18 protein-coding genes and 1 pseudogene are annotated in these 20,470 nt (G+C 45.5%); 12 read left to right on the forward strand and 7 right to left on the reverse strand.

Annotated elements, in window-relative coordinates:
* Position 1 precedes the first annotated feature (1 nt).
* The 3 genes from L4D19_RS06215 to L4D19_RS06225 are packed head-to-tail and all read left to right on the forward strand — an operon-like array spanning position 2 to position 3,178.
* Positions 2–1,300 (forward strand): hypothetical protein, encoded by a 1,299-nt coding sequence (locus tag L4D19_RS06215; RefSeq protein ID WP_428451706.1) that lies wholly within the window; start codon positions 2–4, stop codon positions 1,298–1,300.
* Positions 1,300–2,370: a sensor histidine kinase gene (locus L4D19_RS06220; RefSeq protein WP_428451707.1), complete on the forward strand. Its 1,071-nt coding sequence runs from the start codon at positions 1,300–1,302 to the stop codon at positions 2,368–2,370. The genes L4D19_RS06215 and L4D19_RS06220 overlap by 1 nt, the downstream gene beginning before the upstream one ends.
* Positions 2,363–3,178 (forward strand): LytR/AlgR family response regulator transcription factor, encoded by an 816-nt coding sequence (locus tag L4D19_RS06225; RefSeq protein WP_428451708.1) that lies wholly within the window; start codon positions 2,363–2,365, stop codon positions 3,176–3,178. Before L4D19_RS06220 ends, L4D19_RS06225 begins: the two co-directional genes overlap by 8 nt.
* Here the strand turns inward: L4D19_RS06225 and L4D19_RS06230 are convergent.
* Positions 3,173–4,084 carry a LysR family transcriptional regulator gene (locus L4D19_RS06230; RefSeq protein WP_428451709.1) on the reverse strand — a complete coding sequence of 304 codons (912 nt, stop codon included), beginning with the start codon at positions 4,082–4,084 and terminating at the stop codon, positions 3,173–3,175. The two genes, L4D19_RS06225 and L4D19_RS06230, sit on opposite strands and share 6 nt — an antisense overlap.
* Positions 4,085–4,235: 151 nt before the next feature.
* Here L4D19_RS06230 and L4D19_RS06235 point away from each other — a divergent pair, with 151 nt between their 5' ends.
* The 9 genes and pseudogenes from L4D19_RS06235 (at position 4,236) to L4D19_RS06275 (ending at position 12,647) form a co-directional block, all read left to right on the forward strand.
* Complete coding sequence (locus L4D19_RS06235; RefSeq protein ID WP_428451710.1) at positions 4,236–4,919, forward strand: pirin family protein; 684 nt, start codon at positions 4,236–4,238, stop codon at positions 4,917–4,919.
* Positions 4,920–4,933: 14 nt separating this feature from the next.
* Positions 4,934–6,178, forward strand: coding sequence for a hypothetical protein (locus L4D19_RS06240; RefSeq protein WP_428451711.1), 1,245 nt, complete (start codon positions 4,934–4,936; stop codon positions 6,176–6,178).
* 11 nt (positions 6,179–6,189) lie between these two features.
* Positions 6,190–7,017: a hypothetical protein gene (locus tag L4D19_RS06245; protein WP_428451712.1), complete on the forward strand. Its 828-nt coding sequence runs from the start codon at positions 6,190–6,192 to the stop codon at positions 7,015–7,017.
* Positions 7,018–7,566: 549 nt separating this feature from the next.
* Entirely contained in the window at positions 7,567–8,697 is a 1,131-nt protein-coding gene (locus tag L4D19_RS06250) for a sensor domain-containing diguanylate cyclase (protein ID WP_428451713.1), read from the forward strand.
* A 51-nt stretch (positions 8,698–8,748) separates the two neighbouring features.
* The gene (locus L4D19_RS06255) at positions 8,749–9,696 is read left to right on the forward strand and encodes a helix-turn-helix domain-containing protein (RefSeq protein ID WP_428451714.1); all 948 of its coding nucleotides are present in this window, start codon (positions 8,749–8,751) and stop codon (positions 9,694–9,696) included.
* Between the two features lie 303 nt (positions 9,697–9,999).
* Positions 10,000–10,665 (forward strand): annotated as a pseudogene (locus L4D19_RS06260) (methyl-accepting chemotaxis protein); the annotation flags it as partial.
* Positions 10,666–10,674: 9 nt separating this feature from the next.
* Entirely contained in the window at positions 10,675–11,103 is a 429-nt protein-coding gene (locus tag L4D19_RS06265; protein ID WP_428451976.1) for a CZB domain-containing protein, read from the forward strand.
* 68 nt (positions 11,104–11,171) lie between these two features.
* On the forward strand, positions 11,172–12,329 hold the full coding sequence (locus L4D19_RS06270) for a cyclic di-GMP phosphodiesterase (protein WP_428451715.1): 1,158 nt from the start codon (positions 11,172–11,174) through the stop codon (positions 12,327–12,329).
* 69 nt (positions 12,330–12,398) lie between these two features.
* Positions 12,399–12,647 carry a hypothetical protein gene (locus L4D19_RS06275; RefSeq protein WP_428451716.1) on the forward strand — a complete coding sequence of 83 codons (249 nt, stop codon included), beginning with the start codon at positions 12,399–12,401 and terminating at the stop codon, positions 12,645–12,647.
* 94 nt (positions 12,648–12,741) lie between these two features.
* Here L4D19_RS06275 and L4D19_RS06280 read toward each other — a convergent pair whose 3' ends face one another.
* From L4D19_RS06280 to L4D19_RS06305, 6 genes are all read right to left on the reverse strand, one after another.
* The gene (locus L4D19_RS06280) at positions 12,742–14,085 is read right to left on the reverse strand and encodes a TldD/PmbA family protein (protein WP_428451717.1); all 1,344 of its coding nucleotides are present in this window, start codon (positions 14,083–14,085) and stop codon (positions 12,742–12,744) included.
* Positions 14,085–15,470 carry a TldD/PmbA family protein gene (locus L4D19_RS06285; RefSeq protein WP_428451718.1) on the reverse strand — a complete coding sequence of 462 codons (1,386 nt, stop codon included), beginning with the start codon at positions 15,468–15,470 and terminating at the stop codon, positions 14,085–14,087. The genes L4D19_RS06280 and L4D19_RS06285 overlap by 1 nt, the downstream gene beginning before the upstream one ends.
* 133 nt (positions 15,471–15,603) lie before the next feature.
* Positions 15,604–16,587, reverse strand: coding sequence for a CobW family GTP-binding protein (locus L4D19_RS06290; RefSeq protein ID WP_428451719.1), 984 nt, complete (start codon positions 16,585–16,587; stop codon positions 15,604–15,606).
* Positions 16,588–16,664: 77 nt separating this feature from the next.
* The gene (locus L4D19_RS06295) at positions 16,665–18,764 is read right to left on the reverse strand and encodes an acetoacetate--CoA ligase (protein ID WP_428451720.1); all 2,100 of its coding nucleotides are present in this window, start codon (positions 18,762–18,764) and stop codon (positions 16,665–16,667) included.
* Positions 18,764–19,402, reverse strand: a complete 639-nt coding sequence (gene maiA / locus L4D19_RS06300) for a maleylacetoacetate isomerase (protein WP_428451721.1) — start codon at positions 19,400–19,402, stop codon at positions 18,764–18,766. The genes L4D19_RS06295 and maiA overlap by 1 nt, the downstream gene beginning before the upstream one ends.
* Before the next feature lie 11 nt (positions 19,403–19,413).
* Positions 19,414–20,436 (reverse strand): fumarylacetoacetate hydrolase family protein, encoded by a 1,023-nt coding sequence (locus L4D19_RS06305; RefSeq protein ID WP_428451722.1) that lies wholly within the window; start codon positions 20,434–20,436, stop codon positions 19,414–19,416.
* Positions 20,437–20,470 lie beyond the last annotated feature (34 nt).

Raw genomic sequence — 20,470 nt, forward strand, 5'->3', positions numbered from 1 at the left:
CATGAACTGCTCTTCTGCTTTGTACTGTTGGCTTAGGTTGGTGTCGCTGATCGTTTGCCTGTTTGTTTCACGACAGGCATTCGCCAATACATTGGATGCGAGCTGGGACTGGATGGTCAGTGTCGAGCATCATGAGACAAGAAAAAGCGTATACCTTCCTGATGAACAGGATGAGCAATGGCAATCGGTGAACGCCTTGCTGGATGTTGAACTAGGTTACGAACAGTGGCTTGGAGTATTGGCGCTAAAAGGTAATGATCTTTATTCTTCCCAGTCCGGTGTTGATCGCGATAGCGAGCTGATCGTCAGGGAACTGTTCTGGCAGGGAGCAATATCGCTGGCAGGTACTGACGTAGATCTTACCCTCGGCAAGGTGCGGGTGGATTGGGGCGTGAGCTATGGATATCGGCCGTTGGACATTATCAAGCCATATCGTAGAAACCCAGTTGGTATCCAGGTTGAGGAAGGGGCAGGAGTCGCTGCTGCCTCTTATTTTGACGCTAATGGTGAGTGGACGCTAATTTATGCTGATTCTTCTTGGACCACGCAACAAGGTAGCAAGCTGGATCAGCTAAATGAACAGCAGGGAGTCGGTATCAGACGATACGGGCTAGTGGGTGACAGTGAATGGCAGGGGATTGTTTATTACGATAATGTCAGGCGTGGTCTGGTTGGTGGTAGCTGGGTGACGGTTCTGGATGATGCCTGGGAGTTTCACACTTCCGCGGTGTATCAGAAAGAATATTTTAGCTTCCGGGTGCCAGATTCGTTGCGTGAGCCTGTTATTTCTGACAAAAAGAATGATGGACTACAAGCCTTGGCCGGGCTGACATGGACCAGTGAAAGTGGGCAGAGCGTGATTTTGGAATATTGGTATGACAGCAGAAGCTGGGATTACGGCCAGTGGCAGCAAGCTTATCGGAACGCCGAACAAATTGATGCCAGTGGGCTGCCTGCAGGATTGAGGCATGCTTACGCTCAGCCTCTACAGCATGTCAATCTGGTTAGCCATAACGTGATGTTTCATTGGACACTGGATCCGGTAGCCTGGCAGCACTGGGACTGGTCTCGCAATGTATCCTGGCTGCAAAATGTTAAACCGACATTTGATGTGTTGATTTCTCCGCAAGACAAAGGGGCAATAATGACCCAGTGGTTAGAGTATTCCGTTCTTGATACCGGCGATGTGCAATTCGACGTTGAGATTGCGGCCCGTTTTTTGACTGGAGACAAACAATCCGTCTACCGAAATTTATCTGATAAGCGTATGATTTTGCTAAATCTTAGAGGACGATTCTGATGAGTCAGAGTGAGTACACAGGTAATCCGTTTCCCTGGTTGAAATCGGTGGCAATCACCAGTGGTTTTTGTTTGGGAATAGCCATTGTCACTTATATTGTGTGGCCGGATAATTTTTATGAAGATCTCGCTATCAGTTTTGGATACGGCGCGAGTGCCATCGCGACGGCAAGGTTCACCACCTACTTTTTTCCGAGTTTGAGTTACCGCCAGGTGAATGTCTTAACGGTGCTGTCTGCCATGGTGCTGGGTACAGCCAACGCCTTTTATTGGCTGAGTGGCCCAGACACCTACCAGTCATTAGCCGAAATGAAACCTGTTATTATGCTGGCGTTATTGTTCACGCTTATCTGCTTTTATTACTTTTACTCCTACGAGCAAAAGCTATTGGCTCAACATGAGGTGGAGCAAGTTCGAAGAAAACAGTCTGAGCAGGAAAAAGCCTTGGTGCTAAGTCAGTTGCGTCAGCTACAGAGCCAGATAGAACCGCACTTTTTGTTTAATACACTGGCCAATGCGATTGCACTGATCGATCAGGATACCGCCAAAGCCAAGTTGATGCTGGTTCGTCTGACTGATCTGTTACATACCAATCTGCACAGAACTCGCGCAGATGTCACGACGCTGGAAGAGGAAATTGGTCTTATTTCGGCATACCTTGATATTCAGCAGATCCGATTGGGTGATAGGTTGAGCTATCAAATTATCAGCAATGATGTGAGTTTGACGCTGCCGATTCCGCCGTTTCTGATCCAACCGCTTGTTGAAAACGCTGTCTATTATGGTATCGAGCCAAAGGGAGAAGGGGGCGCAATTGAGCTGCACATAGAAGAATACAAACATGAGCTTGTGGTGCAGGTTAAGGATAACGGAAAAGGGATTCAGCCGACGATGTCTTCCGGCGGGAATGGAGTCAGTCTGGAAAATATCCGTGGCAGGTTAGCATCTTTGTTTGATAACAAGGCCAGCCTGACAATAAAAGAACCTTTAGAGGGTGGGGTGACGGCGACGATCCGCTTACCCAAGGCACAGTTGATGACATTGCAGGAACAAGGAGAAGTGCATGGGTAAGTTTGCCAAGGCCGTAATTGCAGATGACGAGCCGATCTTACGCCATCATTTGAGTCGGGCATTGGCAGAAGTATGGCCGGAGCTTGAAATTGCGGCAGCTGCGGGCAATGGTGTAGAAGCTCTTGAAGCGATAAGTACTCACCAGCCTGATGTTGTTTTCCTTGATATCAGAATGCCGGAGCTAGACGGAATGGGGGTTGCCAGGGCACTGTCTAAACTGGATAAGGCGCCGCATATTGTATTCACTACCGCCTACCGAGAGTATGCGATAAATGCATTTGAGCAGAATGCACTCGATTACTTGTTAAAGCCGCTCTCGGAGCAACGTCTGGAACAGGCATGTGACAAGGTGAAGGCTCGCCTTGCTGAAAGGGCTGATAGTCATACCGCACAAGGGCAGTTTAATCATGATCAGCTTGGTAGCCTGATTGAACACATTAATCAACTGTCTCAGCCCAAGCCTGCTGAATATCTGAATTGGGTAAAAGCGAGCAAGGGCGATGATATCTATGTTATTTCAGTCGCAGATATCTTGTATTTCAAAGCCGAAGACAAGTATATCTCGGTGTATAAGAATAATGAGGCAGCGCCAAATGGCGCGGATGAATATGTTATTCGAAGTGCGCTCAAAGAACTGGTGAATCAGCTCAACCCTGACCACTTTTGGCAGATCCACCGTTCAACGATAGTCAATGTTTCAGCAATCGATAAAGTACATAAAGACTTTACCGGCAGGCTCTCGGTGATGATCGGTAAAAATAAGTTGCCCGTTAGCCGTAGCGCCCAGAATCTATTTAAGGGGTTATAAAATAGGGTTCTGATTGAGTTTTTGTTGAATGAAATCCATAAAACTTTTTGTTTTTAAAGGAACATTACGGTTGAGGGGATAAACGGCATTGATAGGGTAACTCTTATAGTAATCCTGCAGAATGTGCACAAGCTGACCTGACTGAACATAAGGGGAAACCAGCCAGCTAGGCATAAATGAGACCCCGGCATCGGCTAGCAGCATTTCCATCAACCCACACCCGCTATCACCCTGAAAATTCCCAGAGACCTGGACTGTTGTATCGGAGTGTTGATCAGAAAAAGTCCAGGTGTTACCGCTTGCCCCCAAACTGTAGACAAGACAGTTGTGTGTAACCAGCTCACTTGGTTTTTGTGGAATAGAGTGCTTTTCCAGATAGGTAGGTGAGGCGACAATAATCAGGTCGTCATCACCTAAGTGTCTGGCTATCATCGAAGAATCCTTTAAGTCTCCCAGCCGAATGGCTACGTCTATGCCTTCTTCAACCAAATTCACCATCTTTTCACTGAATTTAAGATCAAGTTGAACCTCAGGAAAAGCCGATAAAAACTCGGGAATAACAGGTGCAATGTACAAAGTACCAAACATTACCGGAACAGATACGCGCAGTTTACCCCGAGGCGTAGCTATTAAAGAACGCGCTTCGCTTTCGGCCTCTTCAAGGTCTCGTAAAATACCAACCACCCGTTCATAGTAATTTTGCCCAGCCTCCGTAAGACTGTGAAGGCGGCCCCCTCTTACAAGTAACTGCGTACCAAGGTTTGATTCCAGAATAGCGACTCGCTTGCTAATTGTTGACTGGGTGGTGTTTTCCTCCCGGGCAACAGCCGAAAAGCTCCCCGTCTCAACAACTCTTACAAATGAACGCATTGCAGTGAGTGTATCCATTATCTCTACTATTCCCACTAAGAATACCCAGTATTCAAATTAACATAGATTTAATACTGGCAGGAATGGTTTATCGTCTTTAACAAAGGAGCAACCCCATGGGTATTGACTAAACTCAACTAGATTTACGGATGCTTACCGTGCGCAAGAGCCGTAAGGAGAACACAAAATGAATACACAACCACTACGCATAATCCATCGTAATGATCTCCCGGTGGGTGGTTTTGCGGGCATCGTCGAAACCCATATGGTGAAGAGCCCGTTGATTTGGAAAGATGCAAAGAACCGTGAAGACATCAGCCATGGTCTGGGGGACTTTATATACCTTGCGAGCGGCTATTTTAAGCCAAATGAAGGGGCGCCTCTCCATCCACATAATGATGTTGATATCGTGAGCGTTATTTTGAACGGTGCTGTCGGGCATAAAGGTAGCCTGGGAGACGGGACCGTTATCGAAGGTCCCGGTGTTCAGGTTCAACGTGCAGGTACAGGTATGCAACATGCCGAGTTCAGTATGAATAACACCAAAGCTGAAATACTGCAGATCTGGTTTTTGCCACCAGAAACCGGGCTGGAGCCAGCCTACCAGAATTTTGCCTTAAAACAGGGAGAGCTTGCGACTGTATTAGGTGGCAATGGTGGCGAGAGCTTCCATAGCAATATGGTCTGTCAGGTTGGTTACATTGCAAAGGGGCAGACAGTTGACTGTGAACAGCCATTTATCGCCATGATCACTGAGGGAACGGCTAAGGCTAATGGTGTGTCAGTTCAAGCCGGTGATCTTATTGAAGGTGATTCACTGGAACTTAAGTCAGATGACGATTTTGGTTTGGTTTTGATAAAGAGCAAGTAAAGAAGAGGTGACCTATGAAGAAGTTAAATGTACTTGCACTCAACGTGATAGCAGCACTCTCTTTGGGTACTGCCAGCCAGGCAGCCATTGCGGGGGCTCAGCCTGTATCAGCAAGCATTCTTGAGTTTGCAGAGAAAAACACATTGTTTGTGGCCGACTCTGATGGCGGGCAGATATTTGCCTATAACTTGCCAGATGTGAAACCGGCGAAAACGTCAATGAGTTATAACCTTGAGGGAGCTGGCACTCAAATCGCCAAGTTGCTGGGAGTGGATAGCCATTTACTGAACTATCATGACATTGCGATTCATCCAGTCAGTAAAGAAGCCTATATTTCTTTGTCGATCCAACAAAAGGGAAAGCGGACGCCTGTTATTATTCGTGCCAACCAGGCTGGAGTAATCACCAAAGTAGATTTGAAGTCACTGCCGAATACAGTAAAGAAATTAACCAAGACTGCAACCGACGGGGTGAAGTTCTGGCGTGATATTCCCGCATCAACATTAGGAATAACCGATTTGGACTATGTGAATGGTTCACTTTATGTATCCAGTTTGTCCACTGGTGAGTTTTCTTCAACGTTGCGGAAGATTGCATATCCCTTTGATAAAGCCTCGACCACTTCACATGTCGAGATTTATCACACCGTCCATAACCAGACTGAGACAAGAGCACCGATTCGGGCGATGACAGTATTGGATTTGGATGGAGAAGAAACTGTTGTCGCTGCTTATACCTGTACCCCACTGGTGACGATACCGACAAGCAAACTTAGCGATGGTGCTCACGTAAAAGGCAAAACTATTGCAGAGCTGGGCTATGGCAATACACCGTTGGATGTCATTCATTTTACAGCTCAGAATGAACAACAGAAGATGGAAGATTATGTGCTGGTATTACATAAAGAGCGCAGCGCTGATTTAATACGTGTAGCAGATATCGCAAATGCTAATAAGCAGCAAGGCCTTTCTACGCCTGAAATGTGGGCTAAAGCCGGTGTTGCCACGCGCCCGGTACCGCTGGCGGGTGTGCTTCAGGCTGCTGATCAGGATGAACAGTTCATCGCCACGTTAAAAAGAAATTTGGTGACGGGTGACATGGACTTAGTTTCGTTCCGCAAAGGGGCATACTTCCGTCTGAATGACTTTATCAGTGAGTATAACTTCTCCAACTATAAATATATTCCTGAGCAGGAAATGTTCAGGAACTTTCAGAATCTATTGAAAACTGATGCAGGATATAGCGACCTGGTTCGTTAAAGGAGAGGAATATGAGAGCTGCTTATCTGTTTAGCCTGGCCATTGGGTTAAGTATTTTTTCATCTACGGCTTTTGCTTCAACCTGCGAGCCAGTAGCAGAGAAGGCACATGTATCAGCAGTCTACCCGACTGCTGATAGACTTCCCGAGAACCTGCTTCGATTTTATGTGTATTTCTCTAAGCCAATGCAGCGTGAGGATATTTTATCTTCAGTCTATTTAGAAGATAAGGAGGGTAAAAGGCTGCAAGGTGTGTTTTTGGATAACAAATTTGCACTCTGGAGTACAGACAGTTCGCGCCTGACATTACTGTTTGACCCGGGTCGTGTGAAAACAGGTCTGGTTGCTCATAATGCGATGGGACGGGCTCTGATACCCGGTGAAGACTATCAGTTAGTTATCGATACTATGGCAATGGATGCAGACGGTTGTCACTTAGAACAGGAATACCGGAAGCCTTTTAAAGCCGTAGAAGCTGATTATGAAGTGCCTGATGTGGAGAAGTGGGTTATTCATAACCCTAATAAGGGCTCAACCGAAGCGTTGGCTATTGAACTTAATGGCAAGATGGATCATGTTTCGCTCGCATATCGTATCAGAGTGAAAGATCAGAAGGGGCAAACTGTTTCAGGAAGTATTGAGCTTTCAGAGCAAGAACAGAAGTGGTTATTTTACCCGGATATAGCTTGGGACCAAACTCAGTATCAGCTAGTTATTGATCCTGTTTTAGAAGATGTTGCGGGCAACAGAATAACAGGGTTATTTGATCAGCCCTCACTAGCAGCCGAAAGTGCAGGTCAGAAACAATGGGTGAGTATTCCAATACGTCTTGATAATTAAAGCTATTTTAAGAAAGTTAAAAAGAAGTCTCTGAAGGCTTCTTTTTTCATACACACGTGTTGCATAACCTTGCTAAGTTTTTGCTAGATGAACTATCCAATGAGGGTATTTCAGATAAGGTGAAAATTTGTTATGTTGATGCACGAATTTGCTATCACTAACATTGATAAGAAATATTAGCTATTTAGCCTATTCCTCCAAACCACCTGTTTATCCTCGATACATTCCTCAATACACAAACATTAAAAGATACAATAAATTGCATATTGCAAAATGTACAATATACGCAATTTGTCCTACTCTCTGTTTATAAACCTAACTTTAGCAGTTATATTTATCAATATATTGAAAAGTAATATTAATAACTTTACATAACATTTATCATACATATATGTGAAGAGAACTCTTTATGAGAATACTGATTTCTCAATTAAATATGTATGATGAATAACCTGGATGATATAGTTGGATGAGTGAAACAGAGACATTTTTATGGGGTAAAAAATGATAATTTAGCAAAACTACAATTAGCGAGAGGAGATTTTTGATATGAAAATCACTAAGTTTTTTCTCTGGGAAAATGGTAGTGACGTGTTATTTTATGAAAATAAAACAAAGCATCGTGTTGCATATAAGCTTCCGATGGACATTATCAGATTTATCTTCGCTATCGCTGTTTATGTGAACCTTCTCTTTGCAAGAAACGTAACTAGTTACAACTGCTCTGAAAAAAATAGTGTAAATCAGCATGTGAAAAAAATAACAAAAAAATTAGCAAGTTCATTGTTATCTATGTTCAAAAATGATGAAACTACATTTCGATCCTTATTATTTAATACTGATGATGCCATATATATAATTAACCCAGTTTCGATGAAAATTATTGGATGTAACCGGAATGCATTTAGCCGACTGCAGTATACCTATAATGAAATGTTGAGGATGAGGTTTTCTCAAATTGACTATATAAATGGAGCAATAGGGCGATGGAATGAAATTGCTGAGTTGGTTGAGAAAAGAAAAAGTATCACTATAGAATCGACACACTTGAAGAAAGACAACTCTTCGATTCCTGTTGAAATTAACATCTCTCTTGGACATTACAATGGTTCTGGTTGTTTTATCGCCATTGTGAGAGATCTAAGGGTGCGTGAGTTAGACAAAGAAAAACTGTGGATAGAAGCGAACATAGATCCTCTGACAAGATTGCCGAATAGAAGAATATTCAAAGATAAGCTGACCAAGATATTAGATGATAGTGTAGATATTGACGGATTCGTTGTTATATTCTATATCGATATTGATCACTTTAAAAAGCTTAATGATACCTTAGGGCATTCAGTTGGTGATGAAGTTCTAATGACTGTCGCACATCGACTAAAACACTGTATTAGAGATGATGATTGTATAGCAAGATTTGGTGGTGATGAATTTGTTATGGTATTTACAGGGCTGAAAAGTTCAGCAATTAGCTCAATAACAAATAAAATAAAAAAGGTATTTTCAGAACGAGTAAAAACAAGAGAGTACTTGCTAAATGTTAACGCAAGTATAGGTGTTGGTGTTTTTGATTCGAATAACTTGGATCTGGATATGGGCATAAATTTAGTAGATAAAGCCATGTATCAGGCAAAAAAAATTAATGGAACATCTATTTACTATCATTTGGAAGAGAAGTGAGTAATACAACTACCAATTACTTTCATAAAACAATAGCAGAATTTGGAGTATATGGTAAAAATACGGCATTTAAATTATGATTCAATAGAACAATATAGCCTTTCATGTGATCCATTAAATCAAGTCGTATGTCAGTTATCAAGAGGAGAGTTTAAAGCATCTAGATATGTTTTAAGTTTTCCAAAATTGGAAGTGTCAAAAGAAGTAACTAATAATAAAGTGCTTTACCATGGCGTATGTACTAGTGATTATCTATATATTGCTTTCTTTAATAGAGATGATGCTATCACTGTAAATGGGGTAAGGTTAGGCTATGATGATGTGTTTATTGTGGCACCGAACGAGGAAATTGTTTCTGTATTGCCTCCCGGTGTTGAAACCTTTGTCCTATTAATCAAGAGAAGATACTTGATAGATACCCTAGGGGAAGAAAAAGCTAGTCAAATAATTAAGTTATCGAGTGAAATTAGAAACAGAAAAGTGATTTTGCCAAAGACTCATCTGATTTCAAAAAGAGTTATTAGTATCATTGAATACTCATTAAGGTATAATATTTCAATCTCACCGGAAATGAGTGTTTTGGTTCAAGACTACATATTAAACAATGTTAAGTTATTGTTTGATGAGTCTGATATTTATACAGAGTTGAGTTTAGTTTATGATAAACGATTTGTCATCATTCTGCGTGCTTTTGCTTATATCAACCTAAATATAAAATCAAAGCTTGAGGTTGGTGATCTCGCCAGAAACTGTTTTTGTAGTACAAGAACGCTTGAGTATGCTTTTAAGAAAGTGCTATCTATTTCACCAAAGCAATATTTATTGATAGCGAGATTGAATTTCGCTCGGTTTGAGTTTGAAAGGAAATTTGGTAGCACATCTGTTGGACAGACTCTAAAACAAATGAATATTGAAAATCCCGGACGGTTTAGTGGCGAGTATTTCGAACTGTTTCAAGAGTATCCAAAAGATACACTAAAGCGAAATAAATCCGAGTAATTGTATGATATTTGGCTTTATGAAGACTTACTTTAGGTATAGTAACAATAAGAAAGTTAGAATCTGGTAGTAATGTACAAAAAACGAAATAATGTCAGTGTATCTTTGATATAAGTGTATATTAATTATATGTTTTGCTATTGTTATCAATAGCTTTAGTGGAACAGTACTTCACATTATTGAATGTCAATAACTAGCTTGCGGTTATATGTTGTGTGAGCAGTATATTGCTATTTTCAATATTGGTATTAGTGTTGTTGTAGCCGCTAGAACTGTAACGAATTATTATAAGGATGGCTATTCATGTTTTCAGTTCTGTTTGACAGTGATGTTAGAAATTATGAGTTTCAGATAGAGACTCTAAAAAGTGAACTCGATAGATGCAATAATCAGCGTGATGAACTTAAACATAAAATTGATGCCCTAACAAATGATATTACTACTGAAATAAAGAAAAGATATTATTATGAAGGGTTATTCTCTAGGGTGTTAGATTCCGCGCATCCACTTGAGTCTATAAGGAAAAACATATCAGAATCTGTGGAGAATACGAAACTTTTCTTAGATTCGTACGAAACGGAAACCCGTGATGGTATTGAGTTATTAAGGCATTTCCAGACTACGTTACTTGCAACAAAAGATCGTGTTAACGGAGTGGGAGATCAGGTTAATTTGCTAAAGCTTAATGCCGATGAAATCACAAAATATATTGTGTCAATCGACAGTATTTCAGAGCAGACCAATTTGCTTGCGCTAAATGCTGCTATTGAATCAGCCCGTGCAGGGGACTACGGACGTGGCTTTGCAGTGGTCGCAGATGAAGTGAGGGTGCTCGCGCAGACAGCACGGAACTCGGCACAGCATATTAAAGATGTAGTCAAAGAAGTTGGTGTAAATACATCATCTTGCCATAAAGGTGTTAACGATGTGATGAACGATTTTTCCCTGTTAGGTGAAAAACTTAATACGCTTGTAGATATGGTTTCACGTTTTGTCGATAACGCAAACACATTACATGAGGTGGTGAGAAACAGTTACATCCAGCTCTTTATTCATCTGGTTAAGTTAGATCATGTCTCATGGAAAATAGACATTTACAAGCGTATTCGCGAGACACGGTTAGATGCTAACCAGTTGGTTGATCATTGTCATTGCAGACTTGGCCAGTGGTATTATGAAGGTAATGGGAAGGTGTTTTTCTCTCACCTATCAAGCTATAAGTTACTGGAAAAGCCTCATATTGAGACCCATTTTTATGGTGCTAAAGCGATAGAGGCGTTCAAGAATGAGCAAATCGATGATGCTTTTACTTTATTGGCCAAAATGGAAGAAGCGGGAAGTTTGGTTATTAGCTATTTAGAAAAAATGAGTAAAGAAGCGTATGAAAATAAAATAGAGTTCGTTTAATGAATTAACATCACGCCATATTTTGTTGTGTATTAATTATACAAGGCCACTCAGGGATGGGGGGAGTAATGATACAGGCAGTTAAAGTTGAAGATATTTGCCAAGGTCTTTTTGTTGTCGAACTAGAAAATGCCAAAGGACGCCTTCGTGTTAATCATCCAGGGAGAATCCATACAGAGAAACAGATATCTCAAATTAGAGGGAATGGTATAAAAGTCGTTTGGGTTGATTTTAACCAGTCAGATCTTAAAAATTATATCCCTAGCATAAATCAACTCAACACAAAGCAATTGAAAACTACATCTCTTGAAGTCGAGCTGAAACGGGCGGAGTCCATTGTGACACAGTCAAAGGATCTGTTGAGTAAAACTATAGATAATTTATATCAAGGGAAGAATATTGATATTCGTCCTGTCGCGGAGCTATCAGATAGTATTGTTAATTCAATTCTCTGTAACCCGGACGCCATTCAATGCGTATCGGCGATACGTAATAAAGATACCTACTTGCTTGAACACTCGTTAAATGTTGCTTTTTTATTGGTGAACTTTGGCCGATATTTAGGATTTAATAAACATATCCTAAAACAGTTAGCTATTGGCGGTTTGTTGCATGATGTAGGAAAAACCCAAGTTGATGATGATATTCTGCATAAACCGGGTCGGCTAACGGATGAGGAGTTCGAACATATAAAGCAGCATCAAACATTGTCTGAGCCCATTATCTCTAGTTTGTCGGGGTTGTCCGAGATGAGTCGTCAGGTTAGCCTGCTTCATCATGAAAAACTTGACGGTAGTGGTTACCCCAAGGGCCTGAGTGGTAATGAGATCTCTTTAGTTGGGAGAATGAGTGCAATTGTTGATATCTATGATGCATTAACTGCAGCCCGTTGTTATAAAGAGCCTCTTAGCCCCGCTGCAGCGTTTAAAATCCTCCGTTCGATGACGCCGCATCAATTAGATGGTGACTTGTTAGACAAGTTTATCTGGAATATTGGTGTCTACCCAGTTGGCTCTCTTGTCGAACTTTCAGACGGGCGAGCCGGTATTGTCTGGGAGTCAAATGAGTCATCGCTTCTTCAACCCATTATTAAGTGCTTTTATTCGATGAGGCATAAACGCTATATCGAGGTTGATGTCGTCAATCTGGCTAAACATAAAGAGCTAGTTATTGAGTGTGGATTAAGTCTAAATGCTGAGAATATTGATCCAACACCTTATCGTTAATTCATGATTTGGTTTAAACCATTTTGCTTATTCCTCGCTATACTTTGCATAGAACTAAGGGAGCGGGATATGTTTATTGCGATTCAACATGAAATCACTGATCCTGAGTTATTCTGGCAAAAAGCCAGCGGCGCGTTAACCCATCCACCGTCTGGGATGCGGCTCCATTCGACCCTGGTCAGTGAACAGCAACAAATGTGTCAATGCATGTGGGAAGCAGATTCTATCGAGAGTATAAGGGATTTTCTTGAACCTGAACTCGCGAGCTCGAGTGTTAATACTTACTATCAGATAGATCCCGATAAAGCGATTGGTTAGCAATATCGATAAACTGAAAAGAATGGCGAGCCGGAGCTCGCCATTGTTGTTATTGACTCCGCGCATTGGCGTCAGCTGCTATTATTGCCGTCTTTTATTTACCGGCAATGCTTAGCTTGTTGAAGCGAATTAGAGGGGCAAAAAAGTCACGTTCGTAGTCGTGGCTCAGGGTATTGCCGACGGCATCAATTTCTTTCAGTAGCTGATAGAAATTGCCGGCGACGGTGATGCCACGTACTGGCTGGATACGTTTGCCATCACGGCAAAGGAAGCCGCTGGCTCCGAATGAGAAGTCACCGCTGACGGCATCGGCCCCAGAGTGAACCCCCTGCAGCTCAACTAATTCCAGATATTCTCCGGCTGTGATTTCAGCATCCGAGCTGGTACCGGTTGCAATCACTGTATGGCGTGATGAGACACCCAGTCCGCCTTTCGCCGAACGTGAGGCGTTCGCAGTGTTGTCGATACCAAAGAAGCTCGCTGTGTGGCTGTTATGCAGCAAGCTCTGTAGTTGGCCTTCGCCGATCAAGATGGTATCTCGGGTTGCATAACCTTCGCTGTCAAATGCTTTGATGGCTGAGCCGCCTTCGATGAAAGCGATGTCAGAGACGGTTAACAGCGGGCTGGCCACCTGCTGATGTAGCGCCTCACGCCATGGGTTAATGCCCTTCATCGCAGACTGACCAGACAGGCACATACCGAATGCACCAAACAGGCTACTCAGACAGCTGAGATCAAAGATCACCGAGTAGCTACCAGTGGCAATCGGTGAACCATCCAGCAGCGCCTTGGCAGTTTCATAGCCGTGGTTAATACAGTAGTTAGGATCAAGCTCGTCGAAGCGTCGACCCGATGACATACCACCGTGCATAGACTGCTTGTCTTCATGCTCGTAAAGGGTATAGGCGTAACAGTAGGTCGAACGTTCCTGGTGCTGACACAAGGTGCCCTGGGTGTTTGCAATAATGACCTGGCTGTCTGACTCGCCGAATCCGTTGTAAGGAGCAGCCTTGGCATGAGGCTTGGCTACAACGCCACTTTCTAGTGACAGGGCCAGTTCAATTTTGTCGTCAACTGTTGCTTCATCCTGCTGATAGATTTCGGCAACGTCAGTGGTTAACTGGCTGTTGATACAGCTGATTGTCTGGTGTTCGTCCTGTTTGGTGTAAAGGGCGTTTTGCAGTGCATGCTCCACCATGGTATCCAGACTGGTTGGCTCCAGTGATTCTGAATAGCAGGTCGCAATACGCTGATCTTTGACGACACGAACACCAATGACCTGGCCTGACGTTACCTTGTACTCGTCAAGCTCACCGCCGTTGGCTTTCAGTGAGAAGTTATTGCTGCAGTTGGCAATAACATCGGCTTCGGCACCGGCTGCGCTGGCACGCTCCAGTACCTGATCAATCGCTTGTTGAAGTTTGTTTTGATCGGCCATTAGTTGCCACCTCCCACGAGAATGTTGTCGACCTTCAGAGCCGGCTGTCCAACAGTTGTCGGCACCGAACCGCTGACGGAACCGCACATGCCGGCGGCTAATTCAAAGTCCTTACCCACCATGCTGATTTCTTTCAGCACTTTTGGTCCGGTGCTGATCAGCGTGGCTGATTTCAGCGGTTTGGTGATTTGGCCGTTTTCAATCAGGTAGGCTTCCTGCACGGCAAAGTTGAATTCACCCGTTCCCGGTTGAACCGAACCGCCGCCCATCTTCTTGGCAAAAATACCGTGCTCGACGCTGCCGATCATTTCGTCCAGCGAACTCTCGCCTGGCTCGATGAAGGTATTGCGCATCCGCGATGTCGGTGCGTATTTGTAGGATTCACGACGGCCAGAGCCTGTTGGTTCATAGCCTGTCTTGAGCGAGCCCATGTGGTCAACCATAAAGCTGGTTAGCTTGCCGTCTTTGATAAGCTGAGTGCGTTGAGTCTCCATGCCCTCGTCATCAATATTGATAGAGCCCCACTCGTTGGTCATGGTACCGTCATCTACAGCATTGACGACTGGGTTGGCGATCATTTCGCCCATCTTGTCGTGGAATACCGAGGCTTTCTTAGCAACCGAGGTGGTTTCAAGTAGGTGACCACAGGCTTCGTGGAATATCACGCCACCAAAGCCGTTACCGATGATAACGGGCATCTCGCCGGATGGGCAGTTATCGGCAAACAGCTTAACCATTGCCTGCTTGGCAACGTGCTGGCCCAATTCGCGGGCATCAAGGCGGGTATTGAACTCCCAGCCTGTCAGGGCGCCAGGTGCTTCAAAGCCTGTCGATTGTTCACTGCCGTTCTGAGCAATAGCTGTAGCAGCGACACGTGTATAGTGGCGTGTGTCGCCGATATGCAGGCCGGTTGAGTTAAAGATCTCGATCTGCTGCTCGCGCTGCAGAATGCGACCGATGAATTGAGATATCTTTTCGTCTTCGCCACGGGCAGCTTGATCTGTGTCTCTCAGGAAAGCGATTTTTGCTTCGAGGTTGGCCCCTTGTGCCAGTGGCTGTTGGCATTGGTGTTTGTTGCTATAGCGGCTGAGGTTTAAGGCTGCCGCATTGGCAATCTGGTCTCGTTTGTCCTTGGCTGCCAGCAGCCCGGTAACACGCTTGAGCTCTTCTTCATCAGTACTGTTGGTGTAGCCGTACAGCACTTTATAACCGAAGAACAAGCGAATCCCGATACCGAAGTCGATACCCGAGTTTACCTTGTCAATGTCGCCGGAGATAAGCTCGACGGAACTGGACTGGTGATGCTCAACGAAGAGTTCAGCAAAGTCAGCACCGAGGAATAGCGCATGATCAATGACTGCTTTCGCAGTAGCAGGGTTTAGCATATTTGCTCCTTGCTTGTGATTAGGTCCATTGCCAAACAGGGCCTTTCAATGGACAAATTAATTCTGTTCGACTGCAATTCTAATGCTATCCATACTCATTATTAGCATGAAATTCAAAATCTTGAGTCGCAAATCATGATTGAGCCGTGACCAGAGAGCACAGGATCTCCTCTAGCTCATCCCACGGTAGTGCTTCTTTGTCGATAAATTCTATCCGTGACTCGAAGCCATTCAGCGATAGCTCGTTGACAGAGACGACCTGGTTGACCACGTTGAAGGCAAAGCAGCCACGCTCTGTATTAACCACTGCTTTGACACGCTGGGCGTTGACATTGGAAAGCAGGGTAAAGAGTTTCGAAAAGTCGAAAATTTGATCGGCGGCGAAGAACCAGCCGCAGCTGCGATATCCCTGGCCGCTGTTTTCGCGACGGGCAAAGGTTTCGCCGGGAGCCAGTTCAAATTCTTCCAATGGCGCGGCTTCGCCGTGACTGTGGTGATGATGGCTGTGCTGTGCCTGACGCTCAGTTCGCTCGATAGCCAGCCAGTCGAGGTCAAGCTGACCTTGTTCAACTTTGCCAATGACGGCTTTTGCAGGATCGAATTTAGCGGTAAATGCATCAAAAGCAGCCAGATCTTCGTTAGCGCACTGGTCTATTTTGTTAGCAACAACGACATCTGCCAGCGCGAGTTGATCCTGGAAGTTTTGGTTGTCGGTATACTGGGTATCGGAAAAATGACGCGGATCGACAACAGTAATGGTTGCCTTCAGGTCGATATAGTTACGGTAGCTATCAGAAGTGAGCTTGGCGATCACTTCCTTCGGGTGGCCAAGACCGGTCGGCTCGAGCAGCAGGCGGTCAGGCTTTTGTGCCAAGAGAGCATTAATGCCAACGGACATCGGCAAGCCTGCTACACAGCACATGCAACCACCCGGGACTTCTTTCACGATAGCGCCTTGTTGGTCAAGAATCGCACCATCAACGCCGATATTGCCAAACTCGTTGATTAGAATCGCCCACTTTTCATTTTCTGGCTTACGTGCCAGCAGAGAAAGTATGGAAGTCGTTTTGCCGGCACCTAAAAAGCCGGTGATAATGTTGGTTGGAATGCGCTTCATTTGGGTAACAGTTCTCCTTGTAGCCTGATGAAGGCATCATATCATTCTATAAACCTATCCGAGCCAGATTGGACAACTTAATTTGCTTCATCTTGTAACTCTGGGTGATTTTTATACTGCTCAAGGGCTTGCGGATTTGCCAGAGCCCCGACATTCTTGACCGGCTGGTGATGGACGACGTTGCGTACGGCCAGCTCGACCAGTTTTCCCGATTTTGTACGGGGAATATCCTTAACTGCCAGAATGACAGCCGGCACATGGCGCGGCGAACAATGTTGCCTGATCCGCTGGCAAATCGTTGCCTTTAGTCCATCATCCAGTTCGCATCCCTCTACTAGCTGGACAAAGAGTACCACCCGAACATCATTGTGCCAGTGTTGGCCGATAACCACTGAGTCGGTGATCTCTTCGAGGGGATTTACCTGACGGTAGATCTCGGCGGTACCAATTCGGACACCGCCGGGGTTCAACACGGCATCAGAGCGGCCGTAGAAGGTCATTCCGCCCGTTTCGCTCAGCGAGACATAATCGCCATGGTGCCAGGTATTGGGGAACGTGTGCCAATAGGCCTTGTGATAGCGGCTGCCATCCTCGTCACTCCAAAAGCCGACGGGCTGGTTGGGGAAGCTGTTGCAGCAAACCAGCTCTCCCTGCTGCTGGAACAGTGAACGGCCGTTATCATCAAACACCTGCACATCCATACCCAGTGCTCGTCCTTGGCATTCTCCCCGGTAGACTGGATTGAGAGGATTCCCGATGGCAAAACAGCCGCAGATGTCAGTGCCGCCGGAAATAGACGCGAGCTGTAAATCGGATTTTATCGCTTGATAGACGTAGTCGAACTGTTCGGGGGTCAGTACCGAACCGGTCGAGAACAAGGTATTGAGTGATGATAAATCATGGTTTGCTCTCGGCTGGTAGCCTTGTTTTTCCAGTGCCTCGAGGTATTTCGCCGATGTACCAAACTGAGTGACCGATTCCTGTTCAGCCATATCCCACAATACATTGCCATCAGGAAAGAAGGGCGAGCCATCATAGAGAACCAGGCTGGCCCCGGATGCCAGACCGCTGACCATCCAGTTCCACATCATCCAGCCGCAGGTGGTGAAGTAAAACAGCCGGTCTCCCGATTTCAGATTGCAGTGGAGCTGATGCTCTTTCAGGTGGTTGAGCAGGGTTCCGCCGGTACTGTGGACGATGCATTTGGGTTGTCCTGTTGTTCCCGAAGAGTAGAGGATATACAGCGGATGATTGAACGGTACCTGAGTGAAAGAAAGGGGGCATGCCGGGTATTGCTCGAGAATATCATCCCACCACGCAGTCGCTACCGGTTGTTTGCCAGAAGGCCGAGAATCAGAAGATCGAGAAACGGCGCCCCTTTCATTTTCTATTGTATTGTCACCTTCTGTCTTGCTGCCTTCCGTATAGGGGATGATCAGTAATTGCTTCACACTGGGGAGCTTTTCCAGCATCGCCCTGATTTTATCCAGACTGTTGTGCACTTTTCCGTTGTAGAAGTAGCCATCGGCACAGATCAATAGCTTGGGCTTTGTTTGGCCGAATCGCTCAACGACGCTCTCCACGCCAAAGTCCGGAGACGTTGACGTCCATATTGCCCCCAATGAAGTCGTTGCCAGCATAGCTACGATTGCCTGGGGAATATTGGGGATATAGGCAGCCACGACGTCGCCTTGTTTAACCCCGTTTTCAGCCATAAAAGTGGCTACTTGTGAAGTCTGGCGGTATAGCTGTTGCCAGCTGAGATGCTGTCGCCGCTCGGGAGCTCCTTCGCAATGGAAGATAATGGCATCGGCGGCAGCGTGAAGATTCCAGTTTTTAAGTAAATTATCGGCAAAGTTGAGGTTTGCATGAGGAAACCATTGGGTTTCTTTGGCCGGCAACTGGCTGTTAGGGGGGCATTGGGTGATTGGTCGGTTTTTTTCGCCCCTGACGTCACAGAAGTCCCACAGCATATCCCAAAATTCTTCGCTATGTTCGATGGTCCAGTGATGAAGCTGGTTGTAATCATGGTACAAGGTGTTCTTTTTTTCGCTGAGATCCACCATGAACCGGTACAGCAGGCTGTCATGAATGCGATCTTTCTCTGGCATCCACATCATTTGCGGATGAGCCGTCGAATTAACCTGAAAAGTAGGATCATCACTGTTCTCTGTCATCAGGAGGTTCCTTGTTCACTTTGGGCGTCAGGGTGGGCACGGACGAACGCATCAAGGTGCAGACAGTGCTGCTCAATACGCTGCAGGGTTGGGTAGGGGCCAACATCAAACCCAAAGCGCCGTGCGTTGTAGATTTGCGGGAGCAGGCAGATATCGGCCATGGTTGGCGTATCGCCACAGCAAAAATGATGGGTACTGTTACCTAGCAGCGTTTCAAGGGTTTGAAATCCCTGGCTGAGCCAATGGTGATACCAAATCATTTTCTCATTTTGGTGTACCCCGAACTCACTGTGAAGGTAGTTCAGGACCCGCAGGTTGTTCAGCGGGTGAATATCACAGGCAATTGCCAGCGATATTTCTCGGCACTTGGCTTTCTCCCAGCGAGAACTCGGCAAGATCGCGGGCTCGGGGTAACAGTCTTCCAGGTATTCCATAATGGCAATCGACTGGCCTAGCAGCCCTCTGTCCGATTCGAAGCTTGGAACCAGTGCGCTGGGATTGAGGGACGTGTAACTGGTGCTGCTCTGTTCGTTATCCAACAGCGACACCGGACAATGCTCATAGGTCAGCCCTTTGAGGTTGAGGGCAATGCGTACCCGGTAGGAAGCGGAAGAACGATAATAGTCGTAAAGCTTCATGATTTCCTCGCTCAGGTCGGTCTGTGGTGGTTGAGGTCTTCATCATGGTAGCGATGTTCATAACGTGCCACTTTCTGTTCAATTGCCCCAAAAATGGACTGGCCGTTGTCGTCGAACATTTCAATTCTGACGGTGTCGCCGAAGCGCATGAAAGGTGTTTCGGCGACCCCGTTGTCAATAATTTCCAGCATACGGCGCTCGGCAAGGCAGCAGGAGCCACTGGATCTGTCCCGGTTAGATACGGTGCCGGAGCCGATAATCGTCCCGGCACTGAGCGGACGGCTTTTGGCAATATGCTGAACCAGTTCGGCAAAGTTGAATGTCATATCCGTTCCGGCATGGGGCTGACCGAATAAAGAACCATTGTGATGAACCGTTAGGCGATGGTGAACCTTGTAGTCGTGCCAGCTGTCGCCCAGTTCATCCGGGGTGACAGCAACCGGCGAGAAAGCCGATGCCGGTTTGGACTGGAAGAAGCCAAACCCCTTGGCCAGCTCGGCAGGGATCAGATTGCGAAGCGAGACATCATTAACCAGCATCAGTAATTTAATGTGTCCGTGTACTTCCTCGGTGCGGATCCCCATGTCGACATCATTGGTGACAATGGCGATCTCGGCTTCGAAATCAATGCCCCAGTTTTCGTCAGCAACGGCGATATCCTGGGTTGGGGTGAGGAAGGCATCAGACATGCCCTGATAGACGAGCGGATCGGTCCAGAAGCTTTCTGGCATTTCTGCGCCGCGGGCTTTGCGTACCAGCTCGACATGATTGACATAGGCACTGCCGTCAGCCCATTGGAAGGCGCGGGGAAGCGGCGAGGCACAAAGCTTGAGATTGAACGGGAAGACATCATGGGCGGTACCGTCGTTGAGATTACGGTACAGGTGCTGAAGATCGCCTTCAACCTGATCCCAGTTGTCGAGAGCAAATTGCAGGGTAGGAGCAATGTCATGGGCATGCACGGCTTGGGTCAAATCACGAGAGACAACAATAAGTTGTCCGTCTCGGCCATGGTTTAAGGAAGCTAGTTTCACTCTCGACTCCTTATTTACAATGTAAATTTTTTCA

Origin of the sequence: Photobacterium kasasachensis (assembly GCF_050336885.1) — a bacterium.
Classification (GTDB): Bacteria; Pseudomonadota; Gammaproteobacteria; order Enterobacterales; family Vibrionaceae; genus Photobacterium; species Photobacterium kasasachensis.